Below are 20,276 nucleotides of genomic sequence, written 5' to 3'. Positions count from 1 at the left end.
CCCCAACCCTCTCCCGGAGGGAGAGGGGGAAAAGCACCAGCTCCGACGCAGGGGTAAGGCGGCGTAGGTTGGGTTGAGCGCAGCGAAGCCCAGCGGCCAGACACCCTCACCCCAACCCTCTCCCAGCGGGAGAGGGGGAAAGGCAGCAGCTCCGGCGTAGGGGCGAGGCGGCTCAGGCGTAGGTTGGGTTGAGCGCAGCGAAGCCCAACATTTTTCAGGCGAGCAGGCAAAAAAAGAACCGCCCGAGGGCGGTTCAAGAGGAGCACGACCTCAGGGTCGTGGTTAGAACTTGGCTTCCAGGTCCAGCTGCAGGGTCTTGACGTCGGCGTCGCGGCGGAAGCGGCTGGCGGTATCGGACTCGGCGAGGAAGTAGGTCAGGCCGACACCGAAGTTCTTGTCGATGTCGTAGCCGAGCTTGAGCTTGTGGCCGCGGGCCCCGGTCGAGCCGTTGCCGAAGTCCGAGTCGGTGAAGGCACCGACCACGGCATTGCGCTGGACATCGCGGTAGTTGTATTCCAGCCCGACCCGCTGCAGCAGCTTGGTCTTGGCGCCCACCAGCCAGGCGGTGTCCTCGCCATCGTCGGCCTTGTCGTTGACCACGTACTGGCCATAGAAGGACAGCGGCACCCACAGCTTGGTCAGGTCCAGCTGGGCGAAGCCCTCGTAGAGCTGGAAGCGGTCGGTGGTGTTGCCATTGACCGCCAGGGCGCAGGGCGAGGTGACCGAGCCGGTGGTCGGGCAGGTGCTGTCCTGGTCCTTGTCGTAGGCGTAGACGCTGCCACCGACCATCAGCTTGGCGGCGTCGCCCAGGTTGAAGCGGCTGCCGAGCTGGCCGGCGTAGAGGCGCAGGTCGTGCTTGAATTCATAGCCTTCGCCGTCGACGTTGTCCTTGAGCACGTAGTAGCCGGTGCTGCCGAACAGCTCGGCGCCGCCGCCCAGGTCGTATCTGTAGGTGCCGGCCAGGCCTTCGGAGTTGATGTCGGCGTCCCAGATGACATCGCCGGTGCTGACCCACTGCTGGCCCATCTTGCCGCCCACCAGATGCAGATTCGGCAGCGCCGTGGGGTGGTAGTCGATGTAGGCCTGATCCAGCCAGAGCTGCTTCTTGTTGAAGTAGCCGTTGAGGTCCTGGTTGGTGGAGCGGGCATCGTCGCCGCCGCCGGTGGCGATGCGGATGCCGGTGTCCACCTGCGGATTGATCTCGCTGTAGGCGCCCAGTCGCGCGCGGATGCGCTGGCGGTCCCGGTCGCGGCCGTTGTCCGGCTCGCCGCTGATGTCGATGCTCTCGTGGCGCACCCGCACATCGCCCTTGATCTGGGTCTTGGCGGCCCAGGCCAGCTTCTTCTCGAAGTCGGAGGTCTTCTGCTGCTGGGCGACCTGGGCGGCGCGCGCCTGCTGCTCCTGCTGCAGATCGCCGCGCAATTCAGCGTACTGGGCGGGGGTGATGGAGCCGTTGGCCTTGAGCATGTCGAGCAGCTTCTCATCGACCGCGGCATTCGCGGCGGCCGAGCAGGTGGCCAGGAGCACGCCCGAGAACAGCGCCGTGAATCGATAAGGGTTAACAGACATCGGCAGATCTCCTTGCAAGACTATCCAGGGAGTGATGGCTGGCAGAGCAGCCCGTCACGAAGCTGGGTCAGTCTCGGCAGAAGAGATGTCATTTTGCTTGCAGGAAGATAAAGCTTTTAATTCAAGCCATTGAATATAAAGAAAAATTTAATCAAATCTTCATTCATCTTGGACGGCTCGGCAGTGGCTCGGAATGGAACACGCTGAGCGGACGCCCTGGCCCGGCGATTTCCGACCGCCCAAGAAAAAGGCCACTCCGGGGAGTGGCCTTGCCGAGTGCCGGCGAAATCCTCAGCCGAAGCGACCGGTGATGTAGTCCTCGGTCTGCTTCTTGTCCGGCTTGGTGAAGATCTTGTCGGTCTTGTCCACTTCGATCAGCTCGCCCAGGTACATGAAGGCGGTGACGTCGGAGCAGCGCGCCGCCTGCTGCATGTTGTGGGTGACGATGACCACGGTGAACTCCTGCTTGAGCTCGGCCAGCAACTGCTCGATGCGCGCGGTGGAGATGGGGTCCAGGGCCGAGGTCGGCTCGTCCAGCAGCAGCACCCGCGGACGCAGGGCGATGGTGCGGGCGATACACAGCCGCTGCTGCTGACCGCCGGAGAGACCCAGGGCACTCTGGTTGAGCTTGTCCTTGACCTCGTCCCACAGCGCCGCGCCGCGCAGCGCCTGCTCGACGCGATCCTGCAGCTCCACGCGGGACAGGCGCTCGTGGTGGCGGATGCCGTAGGCGACGTTGTCGGCGATCGACATCGGGAAGGGCACCGGCTTCTGGAACACCATGCCGATGGTGCTGCGCAGGCGGCTCAGCGAGTACTTGGGATCGAGGATGTTCTCCCCGTCCATGAGGATCTCGCCGCTCGCTTCCAGCCCCGGGTATTCCGAGTAGATGCGGTTGAAGATGCGCAGCAGCGTGGACTTGCCGCATCCGGACGGGCCGATGATGGCGGTGATCTGCTTGGCCGCGATGTCCAGGTTGATCGACTTGAGCGCCTGGTGGCCCTTGTAACGGAAGCCGACGTCGCGCGCCTGCAGTTCCGGTATCTGCGTCTGCATGGTAGTCACTTGGAATCCCGGTTACGAAAGAAGAAGCGAGAGGAGAGGTTCAGGAGCAGCACGAACAGGGTCAGCAGCAGGGCGCCGGCCCAGGCCAGGTGCTGCCAGTTCTCGAACGGACTCATGGCGAACTGGAAGATGGTCACCGGCACGGTGGCCATGGGCTTGAGCACGTCGGCGTTCCAGTACTGGTTGCCGAAGGCGGTGAACAGCAGCGGTGCGGTCTCGCCGGTGATGCGGGCGATGGACAGCAGCACCCCGGTCACCACGCCGGCGCGGGAGGCGCGCAGCAGGATCTGCAGGGTCACCTTCCACTGGGGAATGCCCAGGGCCAGCGCCGCTTCGCGCATGGCCGGCGGCTGCAGCTGCATCATCTCGTCGGTGGTACGGGTCACCACCGGCACCACCAGCATGGCCAGCGCCAGGGAGCCGGCGAAACCGGAGAAGCCCAGGCTGCCACCGGAGTACTGGTTCAGCGTCACCACCACGGCGGTGTAGATGAACAGGCCGATGACGATCGACGGCGCCGACAGCAGGATGTCGTTGACGAAACGCACCACCAGACCGAGCTTGGAGTGGCGGGCGTATTCGGCCAGCCAGAGCCCGGCGAGGATGCCGATGGGCGCGCCGATGGCGGTGGCCAGCAGGGTGATCAGCACGCTGCCGAACAGGGCGTTGGCCAGACCGCCTTCGGCGGCACCGGGCGGCGGCGTCATCTCGACGAAGAGGGCCGGGCTCAGGGCGCTGACGCCCTTGATCAGGGTGGTGCCGAGGATCCAGGCCAGGAAACCCAGGCCGAGCACGGCGGCGGCGCTGCCAAAGATCAGCGCGAGGCCGTTCTTGATCCGCCGCTTGCGATAGAGATAGGCGTCGATGTGCATCAGTTACCTGCCTTGCGCGACAGTTGCGTCAGCATCAGCCGTGCCGCCAGCAGCACGAAGAAGGTCACCACGAACAGCAGGAAGCCCAGGGCGATCAGCGAAGAGCGGTGCAGATCGGTGTAGGCCTCGTTGAATTCGTTGGCGATCACCGAGGCGATGGAGCTGCTCGGCATCATCAGCGAGAGGGAGAACTGGTGGGCGTTGCCCAGCACGAAGGTCACCGCCATGGTCTCGCCCAGGGCGCGGCCCAGGCCGAGGAAGGCGCCGCCGACCACCGCCGAGCGGGTGTAGGGCAGCACGATGTCCCAGCAGACTTCCCAGGTGGTGGAACCCAGTGCGTAGGCCGATTCCTTGAGCTGGGCCGGGACGCTGCGGAACACCTCGTACATCACCGAGGTGATGAAGGGCAGGATCATGATCGCCAGGATGATGCCGGCGGTCAGCATGCCGATGCCCAGCGGCGGGCCCTGGAACAGCACCCCGATCACCGGGATGGCGCCGAGGTAGTCGTTGATGAAGGGCGAGATGTAGGCGGCCATGAAGGGGCCGAAGACGAACAGGCCCCACATGCCGTAGATGATCGAGGGAATGCCCGCCAGCAGCTCGACCGCGGTGGCCACCGGGCTGCGCAGCCAGGGCGGCGCGATCTCCGAGAGGAACAGGGCGATGCCGAAGGCGGTGGGCACGGCCAGCAGCAGGGCGATGAAGGAGGTCATCAGGGTGCCGTAGATGGGCACCAGGGCGCCGAACTTCTCGGCACCGACATCCCACTCGGCCGAGGTGATGAAGTCCAGGCCGAAGGTCATGAAGGCGTGGCGACCGCCCCAGAGGGTGGACGCGGCGGCGCCGACCAGTACCAGCAGTACCAGCAGCGCGGCGGAAAACAGCAGCCGGCGGAACCAGACATCGGCGCGGGTATCCCGGCGGATGCGCTGTTCCTGAACGGCGGAGAGGGGCAGGGTCTGGTCGGTCATGGAGCTTTCCGTCTACCTGGAAGGACGCGCGAAACCGCCTGGACCCCAGGGGATCCAGGCGGCGGAACAGTCGTGCTTACTTCTTGAAGTCGGACGCCCAGTAGCCTTCGATCTGCTTGACCAGGGTGTCCGGGACCGGGACGTAATCCAGGGCCGCGGCATCCTTCTGGCCATGCTCAAGGGACCACTTGAAGAAGTCGAAGGCGACCTTGCTGCGCTCTTCGTTCTTGGGTTCCTTGTACATCACGATCCAGGTGGTGGCGGTGATCGGCCAGGCGTCGGCGCCCGGGGCGTTGGTCATCAGCAGGTTGAAGTCCTTGGCGCTCTTCCAGTCGGCGGTGGCGGCGGCGGCCTGGAAGCTCTTGGCTTCGGGCTGCACGAAGTTGCCGGCGGCGTTCTTCAGCTGCACGTGGGTCATCTTGTTGGTCAGCGCATAGGCGTACTCGACGTAGCCGATGGAGCCCTTGATCTGCTTCACGTAGGCGGCGATACCCTCGTTACCCTTGCCACCCACACCGACCGGCCAGTTGACGGTGGTGCCGAAGTTGAACTTCTCCTTCCACTCCGGGCTGACCTTGGCCAGGTAGTTGGTGAAGTTGTAGGAGGTGCCGGAGCCGTCGGAACGACGCACCACGGTGATGGCGCCTTCAGGCAGCTTCATGCCGGGGTTCAGCGCGGCGATGGCCGGGTCGTTCCAGGTCTTGATCTCGCCCATGAAGATCTTGGCCATGGTCGGACCGTCGAGCTTCAGCTTGCCGGGCTCGATGCCTTCCACGTTGATCACCGGCACGATGCCGCCAATGATGGTGGGGAACTGGCCCAGACCGCCCTTCTGCAGGTCGTCGCTGCTCATGGGGGCGTCGGTGGCGCCGAAGTCCACGGTGCCGGCCTTGATCTGGGCGATGCCGCCGCCGGAGCCGATGGACTGATAGTTGATACGGTTGCCAGTCTTCTCGCTGAAGCCTTGCGACCACTTCGACAGAACGGGGAAGACGAAGCTCGAGCCGGCGCCCGTGACATCCACGGCGTGAGCGGCGGTGCTCAGGCAAAAGGCCGACAACAACAGAGAGAGGCTGAACGTGCGTTTCATGGTGGCTCCATTACCTAGTGAGGGCTGGCGCTAGGCTATTGCCGAAATGTGACAATTAAGTGTCAGCGGCATGACGAAACAGGGACGGCAGAGCGCCATCATTGCGGGCGGCGGCGACCGCCCCTGCGTTGGCAAGCCAAGGTGTCCGCGCCTGGGCCGCGCAGCAGACCGCTTCGACAATCCACCCCGCACTGCGCATGGCAGAGGGTTCTCCCTCGTCCCGGCCAGCCTCTACAGGCGACCTCCGGTGGTCAGCAGACGACATGCCTGTCTGCCGCCCGCGGTCGTCTCAGCAGCCTGTGCCGTGGCCACGATCCAGCTATGACGGGCCTTGCAGGCCTTTTGGCGCATCCGTGCGGGCGGCTTGGCAGCAGAATTTAGCCAAGGCTATATATATTAGAACTATCTACAAGATAGACTTTCTCTATCCGGATGGGTAAGGTGGCGGCCTCTTTGGGGAGTAGCCTGCTTCCACCGCGGTGGAAAGCGTCCTGATCAACATACTCGGCAACTGCCGTGGTCAGGACAGCCAGTCAGGGTTGGCGAGACCAGAGGCATCACCGCGCCATGCCGGGCGTGCGGGGGTGCCTTGTGGATCGAGCCCGGCCGGCGCTGTCACGATGAATCCCGCTTCCCTGATGTTCCTGGCCTTCGCCATGTCCACCGATGCCTTTGCCGCCGCCGTCGGCAAGGGTGCCAGCCTGCACAAGCCCTGCCTGCGCGAAGCCCTGCGTACCGGCGCCATCTTCGGCGTCATCGAAGCCATCACCCCGGTGATCGGCTGGGCCGTCGGCCTCACCGCCGCCCAGTACGTCCAGCCCTGGGATCACTGGATCGCCTTCACCCTGCTCACCGTGCTCGGCCTGCGCATGATCTGGGCCGGCTTCGGCGCGCCCGAGGCCGAAGAGGAAAGGCCCCGCCAGCATTCCTTCATGCTGCTCGCCCTGACCGCCGTGGCCACCAGCATCGATGCCCTCGCCGTCGGCGTGGGCCTGGCCTTCATCGACGTCAACATCATCACCGCCGCCCTGGCCATCGGCCTCGCCACCATGATCATGGTCACCACCGGGGTGATGCTGGGCCGGGTGATGGGCAATCTGGTCGGCAAGCGCGCGGAGATGCTCGGTGGCGTGGTGCTGATCGTGATCGGCGCGGCCATCCTCCATGAGCATCTGGCCGCCGTGGCCAGCTGATGGCGCGGCCCTGGCGTAGCGCCCTCCTCGTCCTCGCCGCCCTGCTGCTGGCAGCCTCGGGCTTTCTCGCCTGGCAGCGCTTCTGGCCGGCCCAGGCCGCTCAGGGCTGGCGCTATGAGGTGGTCTACGCCGATATCGCCAAGGCCAGTGCCCTGGCCTGGCAGGGCGATGCCCTGCTCACCGCGGAAGAACTCAAGGACGGCAAGGGCCGGCTGCTGCGCATCGATGCCCAGGGCCGACGCAGCGTACTCAGCGAGGGGCTGTACAAGCCCGATGGCCTGGTGCCCTACCGCAACGGTTTCGCCTACAGCCAGGAAGGTGGCACCCATCCCATCCGCTGGTTCGACGCCGCCGGCAGTCGCGATCTGTTCACCGGGATCAACGCCCAGGGCCTCTGGGCCGAAGGCGAACGCCTCTATGCCGTGGAAGACCGCAAGGGCGAAGGGCGCCTGCTGCGCTACGACGCCGCCGATGGCAGCCTGACCGTGCTGCGCGACCACCTGGACGAGGCGGAGTCCTTTACCCGCTGCCCGGATGGCACTGCCTTCTATACCGAGAAAGCCCGCGGCCTGGTGCGCCAGCTGAGCGACGACGGCCGTGATCCGCCGGCGCTGAGCGAGCTGCGCGAGCCGAGCTTTCTGCTCTGCGACCGGCGCGGCCTGTGGATCAGCGAAGACTCCACCCACCGCGCCCGCCTGCTGCTCTGGGATCGCCAGTCAGCCCCGCGCGCCATCCTGACCTTCCTGCGCGCCCCCCAGGCCTTGCTGCCACGGGGCGACGGCTATCTGCTGGCCGAAGGCGGACGCAACCGCATCATCGCCCTCGAGCCGCGTTAGCGCATGCGCTTCAGGGTATCGTCCTTGCGCACCAGGTGATGCCAGAGCGCGGCCAGCATGTGCAGGCCGATCACCCAGTAGAAGGCCTTGCCCAGCCAGAGGTGCACGCCCTTGAGCGTCTTCGCCAGCTCCGGGTCCACCGGGAAGGGCGAAGGCAGCGCCCAGGTGCTGGAAGGGATCTTGACCGCGCCGATGGTCAGCCAGACGGTGAAGAGTCCGAGCAGCGGCTGGGCCAGCAGAAAGGCATAGAGCCCGTAGTGGGTCAGCCGGCCGACGGTCTCCAGGCTCTTTGCCAGCGGCGGCGTGATCGGCGGTACCGGATGGCGATGGCGCACCAGCAGCCGCGGCAGGACCAGCGCCAGGACCAGCAGGCCGACCCAGAAATGGCTGAGCACCACCCACTGGCGCTCCAGCGAGCCCCGCTCGAACTGCCCGCGATTGAGGATCAGTCCATAGGCCAGCAGTACCAGCAGGGCCATGAGCCAGTGCAGCAGCCGGGCGCTGCGCGCATAGCGGGAAACAGCAGAAGCGGAAGGCATGACGGGATCCTGCTACTGAGGTGAAGAGGCGCCGGCAGTGTAGCGGCGCCCGGGGGTTGAAGGTATGGGTGCAAGGCCCTAGCCACAGGGGTTTTCCGCGGTATCCAGCAGCAGCGTGCTCAACTGCTGCGGCGGCTGGTGCACCAGGCCGGTGGGCGATTCGCAGACGCGCTGCACGAAATTGTCGCTGAACAGGAGCTTGCCATGGACGAAGTACTCCTCGGGGCGGCGATTGGGATTGTCGAGGCGGGTCCCCAGGCGCTCCGCCAGCCAGCTGCCGGCCTCGTAGTGGCTGATCCAGGCTCGCCCTGCAGCTCGGCCAGGGGTTGGGGCGGGGCGTCCCGCGCCACCACGATCACCGGCACGTCGCTGACCTCGGGCACCAGATCGTTGTGCCCCCAGTGACCGCCCTCCCCCAGCCGCTGGCCGTGATCGCCGGTGATGATCAGATAGCGCTCACCGTCCAGGCGATCGAAATCGGCGAGGATCTCGGCGAGCAGGCCGTCGAGGTAGTGCAGGGAATTGTCATAGGCATTGGCCTGGCCCTCGGCCCCGCTATCCGGCCAGGGCGCCGGGGTGCTCTCGTGCCGGTAGTTCTGCGCATAGGGCAGGTGCGCGGTGCGCAGGTTGAGCACCACGAAGTTGCGCGGCGCCCACTGCTGCTCGTCGAGGATCTCCAGCAGGGCGCGATCCTGGCGCTGAGCGGCTCGCCGAAGAAACTCAGGTTGCCCAGCTGCAGCAACTGCATCAGGGCGAACCCCAGCAGGATGACCGCCGCCAGGTGCGGCAGGTTGCTCAGCCAGAGCGCCAGGCTGAACACCCAGAGCGCGGCGACATAGCCCGCTTCCAGCTCGGCGCGGTTGGTTGGTTGGCGTGAAGCCTTGCTGCAGGACGTCGTCGGCCAGCAACAGCAGGCAACTCAGACTGCTCAGGAGCAGCAGATTGCGCCAGGGCCGCCAGCCCGAGGCGCGGGGGCGAGAGAAGGCTGCGAGCAGCATCAGGGTGCCCTGCGCACGCGCGAGGAAAGGCAAAGGCAAGCGGGCATGGCGGGCTCCAGCGACAGGAAGCCGCTACCCTGAGGGGCGAACCTTAATGAAGTCTTAGCGGCTCATGCCCAGTAACAGATTAACCGAGGGTCAGATACCAGCCGACCGGCTTGACCCTGAAGTCACTTCAGGCTTCAGGATGGTCAGCAAAGGGCCTTTGCCCTCTGCCTCCTCAACGCTTCGGAGACCTGTAGATGAGTGGCTCCACCCCTCACCACGATCACGATCACGATCATCAGCATGGCCATGGTCACTCCCACGCCCCGCGGGTGACCGCCGCCAACGAGCGCAAGCTCAAGCTGGTCTTCGTCCTGACCTTTGGCTACGCCATCGTCCAGGCCGTGGGCGGCTGGTGGTCCGGCTCCCTGGCGCTGATCGCCGATTCCGGGCACATGGTCTCGGATGCCGCGGCCCTGCTGCTGGCCCTGGTGGCCTACCGCGTGGCGGCCAAGGCGGCCAATGCGCGCTTCACCTATGGCTTCCACCGGGTACGCATCCTTGCAGCCCTGACCAATGGCGTCGCCCTGCTGCTGCTGGTGCTGTGGATCGGCTGGGAAGCCATGATGCGGCTGCGCGAGCCCACCGAGGTCCTCTCCGGCCCCATGCTGGTGGTGGCGGTGATCGGCCTGGTGGTCAATATCGTCGGCTTCGTGGTGCTCAACAGCGGCCACAAGGACGACAGCAACCTGCGCGGCGCCCTGCTCCATGTGGCCGGTGACCTGCTGGGTTCGGTGGGCGCCATCCTCGCCGCCCTGGGCATCCTCTGGACCGGCTGGACCTGGCTGGATCCGGCGCTGTCGATCCTGGTCGCCCTGCTCATCGTCAAATCGGCCTGGACCCTGGTGCGCGATGCCGGCGCGGTGCTCTTGCAGGCGGCGCCGCGGGAATTCGACACGGCCGGCGCCACGGCGGCGGTCCGCGCCCTGCCGGAGGTGGCCGAGGTGGGCCATCTGCACGTCTGGACGCTGACCGACGAAACCCGCATCGCCACCCTGCACATCACCCCGGCGCCGGGCAGCGACCCCCTGCATCTGCCGACCCTGGTGGGCGAGCTGCTGCGCAGTCGCCACGGCCTGCAGCACGTGACGGTACAGGTGGATCCGCCCGGCACCCTCGACGGGCACTGCGCCTAGTCACGCGGGGAAGACTCATCCAGCGGGCGGCGGCGATCGGTCAGCATCGACAGCGGCAGGTTGTCGCCCACCCGCAGGCTTTCCACCACGGCGGCCACGGCATACAGGCAGACCAGCGCCAGCAGGGCGTTGGCGAACAGCGCGTGCAGGTCTGCGGGCCAGTCGGCGCCCCAGAGGGCATCCACCTCGAACCAGGTGACCTTCCAGATCTGGACCGCCGATGGTCAGTTGCTGGCTCGTTCCGGCAATGCGCCGCGGCTGACCGAGGTGCCGCCGGAAGGGCTGCACGAGGTGTTCGACAACGGACGCGAATGGTGCGGGATGCTGGTGCGTACCGCCGAGGGCGGCCTGCGCATCTGGGTCGGCGAGCGCGAGGACCTGCGCCAGGACCTGATCCAGCGCATCGTCAGCCATACCCTCTGGCCGACCCTGGTGGGCCTGCCGCTGCTGGTCGGGATGCTCTGGCTGCTGCTGGGCTGGGGCCTGCGACCGCTGCAGGACTTCGCCCGCGGCCTGCGCGCGCGCGACCCGCACAGCCTGGCAGCGCTGCCGGGCGGCCCGCTGCCGCCGGAGTTGCAACCCATGCGTGGCGCCCTGAATCACCAGCTCGCCCAGTTGCGCGCCCTGCTCGATCGCGAGCGGCGCTTCATCGCCGATGCCGCCCACGAATTGCGTACGCCCCTGGCGATCCTCGACCTGCATGCGCAGAACGCCCAGCACGCCGAGACCGCGGAAGAACGCGACGAAGCCCTGGGCTATCTGCGCCAGGGCGTGAGCCGGGCCACCCGCCTGGCCAGCCAGCTGCTGACCCTGGCGCGCCTGGAACCCCCAGGGCGCCGGGCTGGGGCTGGCCATCGTCGAGACCATCACCCGCCGCCTGGGCGGTGCCCTGAGCTTCAGCAATCGGGCGCGGGGCGGCTTCTGCGTGGAGTTGCGCCTGCCGCACGCGGGCTAGGCCTGCTGGCAACCGCGCGCCAGGACCGGCCGAGCGGTTCGGGTCAGGCGCAGGCCGAGGCCCATCAGCAGCACCACGCCCACCGCCATCAGCAGCCAGGCATTGGCCAGGCTGTCCAGCTGGTCGCGCAGGATGCCGGCGGCCAGCGGCGCCAGGCTGGCGATCAGATAGCCACCGCCCTGGACGAAACCGAGCAAGGCACCGGCTTCGGCGGGATCGCGCACCTGGTCCATCGCCAGGATCAGCGACAGCGGAAACAGCGCGCCGATGCCCAGGCCGAGCAGGATGGCGGTCGGCACCGCCAGTTGCAGCGGCGCCAGTGCCAGGCACAGCAACCCCACCAGCACCACGCCGAGCACCCCCAGCACCAGCGGCCGGCGATTGCGCAGCCGGGCGATGGTGGCCGACAGCAGCAGGCCGGCGCTGACCTCGGCGAGACTCACGCCGCCCAGCAGCAGGCCGCTGTCGGCCGGTTGCCAGCCGAGGCCGGTGTAGTACGGCGGCAGCCAGGCCAGCACCAGGGTATAGGCGGCGGTACCGATGCCGAAGAAGGCCAGCAGCAGCCAGGCCTGGCGTTGCCGCCAGGGGTGCGCGCGGGGTGCCGCGTGCTGCGCCGGCGCATCCGGACGCGCCAGGGCCAGCCAGACGCCGAGCGCCAGCAGCACCGGCAGGGTCCAGAGCGCCAGGCCCTGGGCCCAGCCCCACTGTTCGGCCAGGGGCGCGGCAGTGGCCGCCGCCACGGCCGCGCCACCCATGATGCCGGTGGTGTAGAGGCCCATCAGGGTGCTGGTGCGCTGCGGATAGCAGCGGCGGATATAGGCGGGGATCAGCGCCTGAACCAGGGCAATGCCGACGCCGCCCAGACCGGCGGTGAGGATCAGTCCCAGGCCGCTCGGCTGTTGCCAGCGCAGCGCATTGGCCAGGGCCAGCAGCAGCAGGCCGAGGGCGATGCCACGGCGCTCGCCGAGCCAGGCCTGCAGGCGAGCGCCGCCCAGGGCGCAGAGACCCATGGCGGCGATGGGCAGGGTGGTCAGCGCCCCGGCGCCGCCACCTTCCAGGCCGGTCGCGGCCTGGATGCCATCCAGCAGCGGACCGATGGCGGCGAGGATGGGTCTGAGGTTGAGGCCGACCAGCAGCACCAGCAGCACGGCGAGAAAGGCATCCTGGCGCGGTGCGGGTGTGGTCGGGGATGAAGGTGAAGCGGAAAGCATGGACAATCTCCAGAATGACGCGGTATTTCTCTTGATGAGAAGTATCTTAACATCAAGATATATTCCCGAGGTAAGCCGATGGCCGATCGCGCCGAATTCGCCGTGGACCAGTGGCATCGCGAGCGCCCCGACCTGGATGCCCTGCCCATGCGCCTGGTGGGCCGCCTGGGTGAAATAGCCCAGGTGCTCAATCGCGATGTGCTGCAGCCTTTCTTCGACGAGCACCGACTGCACTATGGCGAGTTCGATGTCCTGGCCACCCTGAGGCGAGCGGGCGAGCCCTATGCCCTGAGTCCCACGGTGCTCTATGAGTCGGCCATGATCTCCTCGGGCGGCATGACCAATCGCCTCGACCGCCTGGAGCGAGCCGGCCTGATCGAGCGGCGCAGGAACCCCGAGGATCGCCGCAGTACCCTGGTGGCCCTCACCGCGGACGGCTTCGCCCTGATCGATGGCCTGATGACCGCCCACGTCGACAACGAACGCCGGGCTCTGGCGACGCTTAGTGAAGCCGAGCAGCGGCAGCTGGATGCGCTGCTGGGCAAGTGGCTGGCTGGCCGCGCGTCTTGACGGCCATGCTCATCGACTTCAGCTCGTGCAACGGCTTGCATGCCGTGGCCCAGGACTATGCCCATGGCGAACGGGTGCCGCCCCATAGCCATCGCCAGGCGCAGCTGATCCATGCGCTCTGCGGCATCGTGATCGTCAACACCGCCCAGGGACGCTGGGTGGTGCCGCCCGGACGGGGCGTCTGGGTGCCCGCCGGCGAAGAGCACGACCTGCAGTTGCTGGGCCGCGTCGAGGTACGCACCCTGTTCGTCGATCCGCAGGTACGGGCCGAGCTGCCGACGCGCTGCCAGCTGATCGCCGTCTCGCCGCTCCTGCGCGAACTCATCCTGGCCGCCCTGCCCCTGCCTGCCGACAGACTTGCCGAAGGGCGCGCCCACCATATTCTGCAGCTGATGCTCGACGAGTTGCAGGGCTCGCCCACCGCCGGACTGCACCTGCCCTGGCCGGTGGATGCCACCCTCGCTGAACTCTGCCGCCACCTGCGCCAGCACCCGGGCGAACGCTGGACGCTGACCGGCGCCGCCGCGCGACTGGCGGTCAGCGAGCGCACCCTGAGCCGACTGTTCCTCAAGGAGACCGGCCTGACCTTCGGCCAGTGGCTGCAACGGGCGCGACTGGATTCCAGCCTGACCTCCCTGGCCGCCGGCCACGCCATCGTCGACGTCGCCCTGGACCACGGCTACGCCAGCCCCAGCGCCTTCGCCACCCGTTTCCGCCAGGTGCTGGGGGTATCGCCCTCGGCGTACCGCGGCCAGGCGGGTCTGCCCGACGCGGTCAGCCCCGCCGCGCCCTGAGTTCCAGCTCGGCCGGATCGACGAGTCCCAGGGCCGCGCCCTGCTCGGTATTGGCGGCCAGGGCCAGGCGACCGCCATAGGGATGGCGCGGATGGATGGTCAGCTGGTTGCAGGCTTCCACCACGCTGGCCACCTCCTCCAGACGAGAGAAGTCGATCCCCGGCGTGATCCCCTGGCTGTAGAGATTCAGCGCCAGGGTCACCAGGTCGACGTTGCCGGTGCGCTCGCCATTGCCGAACAGGCAGCCCTCCACCCGCGTGGCCCCGGCCAGCTGGGCCAGTTCGGCGCAGGCGACGCCGGTGCCACGGTCGTTGTGCGGATGCACGCTGATGGTCACGTGGGGCGCCGGACCCAGGCCGCGGATGAAGCCCTCGATCTGATCGGCATAGACATTGGGCGTGGCCACTTCCACCGTCGCCGGCAGATTGAGGATCAGCGGCCGCTCCGCCGAAGGCTGCCAGGCCTCGCGCACCGCCTGGCAGATCTCCAGGGCGAAGTCCGCTTCGGTGAAGCAGAAGGTTTCGGGGGAATACTGATAGATCCAGGCCGTCTCCGGCTGGGCGTCGCACAGGGCACGCACCCGCCGGGTACCGGCCACCGCCATGGCCAGGGTGGCGGCGCGATCCTGGTCGAACACCACCCGACGAAACAGCGGCGCGGTGGCATTGTAGAGATGAACGATGGCGCGGGGTGCCCCGACCAGGGCCGCGAAGGTGCGCTCGATCAGTTCGCTGCGTGCCGGCGTCATCACCTGCAGCCAGAGATCGTCCGGCAGGCCGTCCGCGGTGACCAGTTCGCGCACGAAATCGAAGTCGGTCTGGGACGCCGCCGGAAAGGCCACCTCGATTTCCCGGTAGCCGATCGCCAGCAACAGGGCGAAGAAGCGCCGCTTGCGCTCCAGCCCCATGGGCTCGATCAGTGCCTGGTTGCCGTCACGCAGATCGGTCGAGCACCAGCGCGGTGCCTGGGTCAGCTGACGGCCCGGCCATTGGCGGTCGGGTAACGAGGGCGCGGCGAAGGCGCGGTACTTGGTCTGGGGTTGCTTGAGCATGGGGGACTCCAGGGCTGGGCCTCAGAGTCTGACCGCCCCACCGGTCCGCTGCGCTCGCGAGCAGGACAGCCCCCTGCGCGATCCGGACAGCGACGGGCGAAAAAAAGCCGCCGGGGTAGGCCCCGGCGGCTTCTTTGTCAGCGACCCCTGATCAGCCCACCGCGATGCGCTCCAGCGGCACCGGCTTGAGTCGTGGCGTGAGCACATGGATGACCACGATGGCCACCAGGTAGGCACTGCCGGCGACGATGAAGATCGGCTGGTAGGACTTGAAGATCTCCAGGATGTAGCCGTTGTAGGTGGTCATCAGCATGCCGCCGATGGCGCCGGCGGTACCGCCGATGCCGATCACCGAGGCCACGGCTTCCTTGGGGAAGAGGTCCGACGGCAGCGTCATCAGGTTGGCCGACCAGGCCTGGTGGGCCGCGGCGGCGAGGCCGATGATGCCGACCACCAGCCAGAGGCTGGAGACGAACTGGGCGGTGACGATGGGCACGACCGCCAGGGCGCAGAGCAGCATGGTGGTCTTGCGCGCCAGGTTGGCGCTGCGGCCCAGCTTCATCTGCTTGGAGGAGCCCCAGCCGCCCATCACCGAACCGATGTCGGCGAGGATGTAGATGGCGATCAGCGGCGGACCGAAGGATTTCAGATTCAGGCCGTAGGTCTTGCCGAGGAAGTCCGGCAGCCAGAACAGGTACAGCCACCAGATCGGATCGGTGAGGAACTTGCCGGCGGCATAGGCCCAGGTCTCGCGGAAGGTCAGCAGCTTGAACCAGGAGATCTTGGTCGGGGCGCTCGGGGTGGCCGCCACCGGGGAGCCGTCGTCGGCCTGGATGTAGGCCAGCTCTTCACGACTTACCTTGGGGTGCTCGTGGGGACGGCGATAGATCAGCAGCCAGGCGATCAGCCACAGGGCGGTGACGATGCCGATGGAGATGAAGGCCGCGCGCCAGCCCCAGGCCAGGGTGATGGCCGGAACCAGCAAAGGTGTGATGATCGGGCCCATGGCGGTGCCGGCGTTGAACAGCCCGGTGGCCTGGGCACGTTCCTTTTGCGGAAACCATTCCGACACCGCCTTAAGGCTGGCCGGAAAGCTGCCGGACTCGCCGAAGCCGAGAGTGAAGCGCACCAGCACGAAGTGGGTGACGGTATGGGCGATGCCGTGACCGATGCTGGCGATGGTCCAGATGGTGAAGGCCAGGGCATAGCCGATGCGCACCCCGACCTTGTCGATGATGCGGCCAAAGGTCAGGAAGCCGATGGCGTAGGCGCACTGGAACCAGAACACGATCTTGGCGTAGTCGGTCTCCGTCCAGCCCAGGTCCGCCTGCAGCGTGGGCTTGAGGATGCCGATCATCTGGCGATCGATGTAGTTGATGCCGATGGCGATGAACAGCAGGGCGCAGATCAGCCAGCGGTAGCGGGTGATGCGGGAGGCTTGCTGGGTAGCGGCGACGGGCGGGACCTGCGGCCGCAGGGCGGACTCCGTCTCGGGAGTGACCTGGATAGTCATTGAATGGGCTTCCTGACTTGTTGTTATTGACCGGCGTGAACCGGGGTCGTTGGAAAGCTGTTACCAGATATTCATATGACATCGTATGAGTGACTTTCGAAGGTGTCAATCCACCCAAAGCAGAGTGGTCAGACATCTCTCAAGAGGCTAGACCCGGGCCCCTCAAACCCGCCTTGGCACTCGCGCCCGGCCCCTGGATAGCGCCGTGAAGAATCTGTGACGCGCCTGGCACTTTCTCACCTCGGGCCGTCTAATGCCGGTCTTTGAAGCGAAGCCGTCGCCTCATCCTTCTCGCCGAGCCTGCCGTGCCTGTCGCCGACATCCCTTCCCTGCTGGCGCGCCTTGCCGAACTGGAGCAGAGCAATCAGCAGCTGCGCCAGCAGCTCGACGCCCGTGCCGCGTCTCCTGAAAAACAGCACGACCCTGGCCAGCGAACGCTACCAGTTCCTGTTCAACGCCATGGATGAAGGCTTCTGCATCATCGAATTCATCGACGGCCCCCATGGGCCGCTGAGAGACTACGTGCATGTCGAGGCCAATCCGGCCTATGCCGCCCATGCCGGCATTCCCAACGTGGTGGGCCAGAAGTTGCGCGACATGGTCGGCGACGAGGCCCAGGCCTGGCTGGATCGCTATGGCCACGTGCTGCGCACCGGCGAAGCCATCCGCTTCGAGCAGGAACTGGTGGCCACCGGGCGCTACCTGGAGCTGACCGCCTTTCGCATCGAGCCGGCCAGCCGCCGCCAGGTCGCCGTGCTGTTCCAGGACATCACCCCACGCAAGCGCGCCGAGGTGGCCCTGCGGCAACTCAACGAAACCCTCGAAGAGCGGGTGCAGGCGGCGCTGGTCGCCAACCGCATCCTGGCCAACGTGGTGGACGCCGCCAGCTCCATGATCCACGTGCTGGACTTCGATTTCCGCTGGCTGGCGGTCAACGGCTCCGGCGCCGAGGTGTTCGAAGAGGTGATCGGGGTAAGGCCGCGCATCGGCGACTCCTTCAGCGAAAGCCTGAAGCGGCGGCCTGACCTGCGTGAGGACATGCTCGCGCACTGGCGCCGCGCCTTCGCCGGCGAGACCTTCAGCACCCTCATCTCGGTGCACAGGGGATCGCTGCAGCATCATTACGAATTGCAATTCAGCCCGCTGCTCGACGCCGAGGGCCAGCGCATCGGCGCCTACCAGTTCGCCTATGACGTCACCGAACGCCTCAACGAGCAGGAGCGTATCCGGCTCATGGAAGAGGCGCTGCGGCAATCGCAGAAGATGGAAGCCGTCGGCCAGCTCACCGGTGGCATCGCCCATGACTTCAACAACCTGCTGACCGGCATCCTCGGTTCGCTGGAATTGCTCGACCTGCGCCTGCGCCAGGGCCGGCTGCAGGACCTCGAACGCTACACGGGCACCGCCCGCAGCGCCGCCCAGCGCGCCGCCGCCCTGACCCACCGGTTGCTGGCCTTTTCCCGGCGCCAGACCCTGGATCCGCAGCCGGTGGCCCTGGAGCAACTGGTCATAGGTCTGGAAGACCTCATCCAGCGCAGCATCGGCCCGCAGATCGCGCTGGAGCGCGAGGCCGATCCCAGGCTCTGGCTGACCCACATCGACGGCGCGCAGCTGGAAAATGCCCTGCTCAACCTCTGCCTCAACGCCCGCGACGCCATGCCCGACGGCGGGCGCATCCGTATCGTCCTGAGCAACGAGCGCCTGGACGAGACCCGGGCCGAGCACCAGGCGCTGCCCCCGGGTGACTATGTGCGCCTGAGCGTGGGCGATACCGGCAGCGGCATGAGCGACGAGGTGCTCGACAGGGCCTTCGACCCCTTCTTCACCACCAAGCCCATTGGCCAGGGCACCGGCCTGGGCTTGTCCATGGTGCACGGCTTCGTGCTGCAGTCGGGTGGCGAGATCCGCATCGACTCCACGCCCGGCGCCGGCACCTGGGTACATCTCTATCTGCCGCGCCAGCGCCTGGCACCGGTGGCCAGCGCCCCGGTCTATCCCGAGCTCGAACCCAGCCGACCCGGCCAGGGCGAGACCATCCTGGTGGTGGATGACGAGCCGACCATCCGCACCCTGCTGGTGGATGCCATGCTCACCCAGGGCTACCAGGTGCTGGAGGCAGCCGATGCCGCCACCGCCCTGGCACGGGTCACGCCTGCTACCCCGCTGGATCTGCTGGTGACCGACGTCGGCCTGCCGGGGACGCTCAATGGCCGCCAGCTGGCCGATGCCCTGCGCCGGCTGCGACCGCAGTTGCCGGTGCTGTTCATCACCGGCTATGCCGAGGCCAATGTCATCGGGGACGGCGATCTGGACGCCGGCATGCGGGTCCTGACCAAGCCCTTCACCCTGGATACCCTGGAGCGACGAATCCAGGCGATGCTACAGCCGTCCTGAGCGGCGACCGGGCGACACCTGATAGCTCTTTGCTATCATCCGCCCTCTGCGTCGCTACCCGTGCCCTCGCCCATTGACAAGCTCTCCCTGCTTCACCTGCTGCTGATCTTTACCGCCATCGCCTGCATGGCCCTGCTGGCCGCGCTGATTCGCTAGCAGCGTTAAGGTAGCCATAAGGCGGGCGGTGGCAAGCTCTCCTCCATGCCGAAAGGCATCGTAGAAGCTGACATCTGCGCTTTTAGCCCGGGAGGATCCCGGGCTTTTTTTTCGCGTCGACAAAATGCGCAGCAGTCCACGGGTCCGCGCTTTGCCACTGCAGCGCCCTCTGCCGGCCCTGGCAAGATGGGGCTCAGGTCCAGGAGGGACAGTCATGATCACCAGGATGCCGTCAGCCCACGCTCAGTCGCTCGCCTTCGATGTCTGCCCCCTCGGCGCCGACGTCCAGTCCCTGTCCATCGATCTGCTCCGCCAGGGCTTTCTGGCGCTGGATCATCATGGGCAGCTGGACATGAGTCGCGAACTCAAGCGCCAGTTGCGCGAGCGGCTGGTCGAACAACTGGATGCCCAGCTGCCCGCGGTCGCGGCCGCCGCGCTGGAACGCTCCACCCCGCAACCGCGGGCCTTGCCGCAGCGTCGCAGCCGCGGCGGCTGATCGTCCCTTTCAGTCCCGATAATCCGGCTCCAGCCGCAGCAGCTGGCGCTTCACGCTTTCCAGATGCAGCCGGGCGCTGTCGGCGTTGCCCTGCAGCAGCTGCTGGCAGGCAGCGTGCGCGATGGCCGGAGCCACGGGCTTCAGCGGCCGGCCGCTGGCCATGGCCTTGAGTTGCACCTCGGCGGCGCGCTCCAGGTAGTAGAGATCGTCCCAGGCCTCGGCGATGCTCGGCCCCAGCACCAGCGGTCCGTGATTCTTCAGCATGACCACCGCCGCGTCACCCGCCGCCCGGGCGATGCGCTCGCCTTCGGCCGCGTCCAGCGCCAGGCCGTTGTAGTCCTCGTCCACGCTCAGGCGGTCATAGAACTTCAGCGCGGTCTGCCCGGCCCAGACGAAGGGGTCGCCCTCCAGCAGACAGAGCGCCGTGGCGTGGGGCATATGGGTGTGGAAGGCCGCCCGCGCCTGGGGATTGAGCCGGTGCAGCTGGGCATGGATATAAAAGGCGGTGGCCTCGGGTGCCCCATCCCCCACGACCACACCGCCCGCGAAGTCGCAGATCAGCAGCGAGGACGCCGTGACCTCGGCGAAGGCCAGGCCATAGGGATTGACCAGGAACAGATCGTCGTGACCGGGCACCACGAAGGAAAAGTGATTGCAGATCCCCTCGCCCAGGCCCAGGCGGGCGGCCATGCGAAAACAGGCGGCGAGATCTATGCGGGCCTGGCGGATGGCCGGGGTATCCAGATCAGGGTGACGGGCAGCGGCGACGGTACTCTCGAAGGCGTGGGCCATGGGCAGCTCCTTGGACGGGGACCCAGG

General features: G+C 67.1%; 17 protein-coding genes, 3 pseudogenes and 1 riboswitch. Of the genes and pseudogenes, 8 read left to right on the top strand and 12 right to left on the bottom strand.

Annotated elements, in window-relative coordinates:
- Window positions 1–282: 282 nt before the first annotated feature.
- From GSQ95_RS09155 to pstS, 5 genes are all read right to left on the bottom strand, one after another.
- On the bottom strand, window positions 283–1,569 hold the full coding sequence (locus GSQ95_RS09155) for a putative porin (protein WP_158893470.1): 1,287 nt from the start codon (window positions 1,567–1,569) through the stop codon (window positions 283–285).
- Window positions 1,570–1,860: 291 nt separating this feature from the next.
- Window positions 1,861–2,625: a phosphate ABC transporter ATP-binding protein PstB gene (gene pstB, locus GSQ95_RS09150; protein ID WP_044341611.1), complete on the bottom strand. Its 765-nt coding sequence runs from the start codon at window positions 2,623–2,625 to the stop codon at window positions 1,861–1,863.
- Window positions 2,626–2,630: 5 nt separating this feature from the next.
- On the bottom strand, window positions 2,631–3,506 hold the full coding sequence (gene pstA, locus GSQ95_RS09145) for a phosphate ABC transporter permease PstA (RefSeq protein ID WP_158893472.1): 876 nt from the start codon (window positions 3,504–3,506) through the stop codon (window positions 2,631–2,633).
- Window positions 3,506–4,480 carry a phosphate ABC transporter permease subunit PstC gene (gene pstC, locus GSQ95_RS09140; RefSeq protein ID WP_158893474.1) on the bottom strand — a complete coding sequence of 325 codons (975 nt, stop codon included), beginning with the start codon at window positions 4,478–4,480 and terminating at the stop codon, window positions 3,506–3,508. The genes pstA and pstC overlap by 1 nt, the downstream gene beginning before the upstream one ends.
- A 76-nt stretch (window positions 4,481–4,556) precedes the next feature.
- Entirely contained in the window at window positions 4,557–5,570 is a 1,014-nt protein-coding gene (gene pstS, locus GSQ95_RS09135; RefSeq protein WP_158893476.1) for a phosphate ABC transporter substrate-binding protein PstS, read from the bottom strand.
- A gap of 448 nt (window positions 5,571–6,018) precedes the next feature.
- A riboswitch (yybP-ykoY riboswitch) is annotated at window positions 6,019–6,185 on the top strand.
- Between the two features lie 5 nt (window positions 6,186–6,190).
- On the opposite strand from pstS, the gene mntP reads away from it, so the two are divergent.
- Window positions 6,191–6,763 (top strand): manganese efflux pump MntP, encoded by a 573-nt coding sequence (gene mntP / locus GSQ95_RS09130; RefSeq protein ID WP_158893478.1) that lies wholly within the window; start codon window positions 6,191–6,193, stop codon window positions 6,761–6,763.
- Window positions 6,763–7,599, top strand: coding sequence for a hypothetical protein (locus GSQ95_RS09125; protein WP_158893480.1), 837 nt, complete (start codon window positions 6,763–6,765; stop codon window positions 7,597–7,599). The genes mntP and GSQ95_RS09125 overlap by 1 nt, the downstream gene beginning before the upstream one ends.
- Here GSQ95_RS09125 and GSQ95_RS09120 read toward each other — a convergent pair.
- Window positions 7,596–8,138, bottom strand: a complete 543-nt coding sequence (locus GSQ95_RS09120; RefSeq protein WP_158893482.1) for a cytochrome b — start codon at window positions 8,136–8,138, stop codon at window positions 7,596–7,598. The genes GSQ95_RS09125 and GSQ95_RS09120 overlap by 4 nt on opposite strands.
- A 119-nt stretch (window positions 8,139–8,257) precedes the next feature.
- Window positions 8,258–9,136, bottom strand: a complete 879-nt coding sequence (locus GSQ95_RS09115) for a sulfatase-like hydrolase/transferase (RefSeq protein WP_256664520.1) — start codon at window positions 9,134–9,136, stop codon at window positions 8,258–8,260.
- Window positions 9,137–9,378: 242 nt separating this feature from the next.
- Here GSQ95_RS09115 and GSQ95_RS09110 point away from each other — a divergent pair, with 242 nt between their 5' ends.
- Window positions 9,379–10,317, top strand: a complete 939-nt coding sequence (locus tag GSQ95_RS09110) for a cation diffusion facilitator family transporter (RefSeq protein ID WP_158893484.1) — start codon at window positions 9,379–9,381, stop codon at window positions 10,315–10,317.
- Here GSQ95_RS09110 and GSQ95_RS26460 read toward each other — a convergent pair.
- Window positions 10,314–10,505 (bottom strand): annotated as a pseudogene (locus tag GSQ95_RS26460) (cytochrome B); the annotation flags it as partial. The gene GSQ95_RS09110 and the pseudogene GSQ95_RS26460 overlap by 4 nt on opposite strands.
- 4 nt (window positions 10,506–10,509) lie before the next feature.
- On the opposite strand from GSQ95_RS26460, the pseudogene GSQ95_RS26825 reads away from it, so the two are divergent.
- Window positions 10,510–11,272: pseudogene (locus GSQ95_RS26825) on the top strand (histidine kinase dimerization/phospho-acceptor domain-containing protein); the annotation flags it as partial.
- Here GSQ95_RS26825 and GSQ95_RS09095 read toward each other — a convergent pair.
- A complete protein-coding gene (locus GSQ95_RS09095) occupies window positions 11,269–12,483 on the bottom strand; it encodes an MFS transporter (RefSeq protein ID WP_256664519.1) in 1,215 nt (404 codons plus the stop codon). The pseudogene GSQ95_RS26825 and the gene GSQ95_RS09095 sit on opposite strands and share 4 nt — an antisense overlap.
- Window positions 12,484–12,561: 78 nt before the next feature.
- Here GSQ95_RS09095 and GSQ95_RS09090 point away from each other — a divergent pair, with 78 nt between their 5' ends.
- Both GSQ95_RS09090 and GSQ95_RS09085 read left to right on the top strand, forming a co-directional pair.
- Window positions 12,562–13,053 (top strand): MarR family winged helix-turn-helix transcriptional regulator, encoded by a 492-nt coding sequence (locus GSQ95_RS09090; RefSeq protein ID WP_178118432.1) that lies wholly within the window; start codon window positions 12,562–12,564, stop codon window positions 13,051–13,053.
- Between the two features lie 5 nt (window positions 13,054–13,058).
- Window positions 13,059–13,847, top strand: coding sequence for a helix-turn-helix transcriptional regulator (locus tag GSQ95_RS09085; protein WP_178118434.1), 789 nt, complete (start codon window positions 13,059–13,061; stop codon window positions 13,845–13,847).
- Here the strand turns inward: GSQ95_RS09085 and GSQ95_RS09080 are convergent.
- The gene (locus tag GSQ95_RS09080; RefSeq protein ID WP_158893488.1) at window positions 13,828–14,898 is read right to left on the bottom strand and encodes a 2-isopropylmalate synthase; all 1,071 of its coding nucleotides are present in this window, start codon (window positions 14,896–14,898) and stop codon (window positions 13,828–13,830) included. The genes GSQ95_RS09085 and GSQ95_RS09080 overlap by 20 nt on opposite strands.
- Window positions 14,899–15,049: 151 nt before the next feature.
- On the bottom strand, window positions 15,050–16,411 hold the full coding sequence (locus GSQ95_RS09075) for an MFS transporter (RefSeq protein ID WP_082066359.1): 1,362 nt from the start codon (window positions 16,409–16,411) through the stop codon (window positions 15,050–15,052).
- A 305-nt stretch (window positions 16,412–16,716) separates the two neighbouring features.
- On the opposite strand from GSQ95_RS09075, the pseudogene GSQ95_RS09070 reads away from it, so the two are divergent.
- Both GSQ95_RS09070 and GSQ95_RS09065 read left to right on the top strand, forming a co-directional pair.
- Window positions 16,717–18,805: pseudogene (locus GSQ95_RS09070) on the top strand (PAS domain-containing protein).
- A gap of 370 nt (window positions 18,806–19,175) precedes the next feature.
- Window positions 19,176–19,457, top strand: coding sequence for a hypothetical protein (locus tag GSQ95_RS09065; RefSeq protein WP_158893490.1), 282 nt, complete (start codon window positions 19,176–19,178; stop codon window positions 19,455–19,457).
- A 9-nt stretch (window positions 19,458–19,466) separates the two neighbouring features.
- Here GSQ95_RS09065 and GSQ95_RS09060 read toward each other — a convergent pair whose 3' ends face one another.
- A complete protein-coding gene (locus GSQ95_RS09060) occupies window positions 19,467–20,249 on the bottom strand; it encodes an aldolase (RefSeq protein WP_158893492.1) in 783 nt (260 codons plus the stop codon).
- Window positions 20,250–20,276: the final 27 nt, after the last annotated feature.

Origin of the sequence: Pseudomonas sp. BAV 4579 (assembly GCF_009765395.1) — a bacterium.
GTDB lineage: Bacteria > Pseudomonadota > Gammaproteobacteria > Pseudomonadales > Pseudomonadaceae > Chryseomonas > Chryseomonas aestiva.
This window is presented reverse-complemented; position numbering and strand designations above follow the sequence as displayed.

Coding starts and splice junctions, on each gene's coding strand:
- GSQ95_RS09095 (WP_256664519.1), bottom strand. CDS start 12,483: ATGCTTTCCGCTTCACCTTCATCCCCGACCACACCCGCACCGCGCCAG.
- pstB (WP_044341611.1), bottom strand. CDS start 2,625: ATGCAGACGCAGATACCGGAACTGCAGGCGCGCGACGTCGGCTTCCGT.
- GSQ95_RS09065 (WP_158893490.1), top strand. CDS start 19,176: ATGATCACCAGGATGCCGTCAGCCCACGCTCAGTCGCTCGCCTTCGAT.
- GSQ95_RS09155 (WP_158893470.1), bottom strand. CDS start 1,569: ATGTCTGTTAACCCTTATCGATTCACGGCGCTGTTCTCGGGCGTGCTC.
- GSQ95_RS09115 (WP_256664520.1), bottom strand. CDS start 9,136: ATGCTGCTCGCAGCCTTCTCTCGCCCCCGCGCCTCGGGCTGGCGGCCC.
- pstS (WP_158893476.1), bottom strand. CDS start 5,570: ATGAAACGCACGTTCAGCCTCTCTCTGTTGTTGTCGGCCTTTTGCCTG.
- GSQ95_RS09120 (WP_158893482.1), bottom strand. CDS start 8,138: ATGCCTTCCGCTTCTGCTGTTTCCCGCTATGCGCGCAGCGCCCGGCTG.
- GSQ95_RS09085 (WP_178118434.1), top strand. CDS start 13,059: ATGCTCATCGACTTCAGCTCGTGCAACGGCTTGCATGCCGTGGCCCAG.
- GSQ95_RS09075 (WP_082066359.1), bottom strand. CDS start 16,411: ATGACTATCCAGGTCACTCCCGAGACGGAGTCCGCCCTGCGGCCGCAG.
- GSQ95_RS09125 (WP_158893480.1), top strand. CDS start 6,763: ATGGCGCGGCCCTGGCGTAGCGCCCTCCTCGTCCTCGCCGCCCTGCTG.
- mntP (WP_158893478.1), top strand. CDS start 6,191: ATGAATCCCGCTTCCCTGATGTTCCTGGCCTTCGCCATGTCCACCGAT.
- pstC (WP_158893474.1), bottom strand. CDS start 4,480: ATGACCGACCAGACCCTGCCCCTCTCCGCCGTTCAGGAACAGCGCATC.
- GSQ95_RS09080 (WP_158893488.1), bottom strand. CDS start 14,898: ATGCTCAAGCAACCCCAGACCAAGTACCGCGCCTTCGCCGCGCCCTCG.
- pstA (WP_158893472.1), bottom strand. CDS start 3,506: ATGCACATCGACGCCTATCTCTATCGCAAGCGGCGGATCAAGAACGGC.
- GSQ95_RS09110 (WP_158893484.1), top strand. CDS start 9,379: ATGAGTGGCTCCACCCCTCACCACGATCACGATCACGATCATCAGCAT.
- GSQ95_RS09090 (WP_178118432.1), top strand. CDS start 12,562: ATGGCCGATCGCGCCGAATTCGCCGTGGACCAGTGGCATCGCGAGCGC.
- GSQ95_RS09060 (WP_158893492.1), bottom strand. CDS start 20,249: ATGGCCCACGCCTTCGAGAGTACCGTCGCCGCTGCCCGTCACCCTGAT.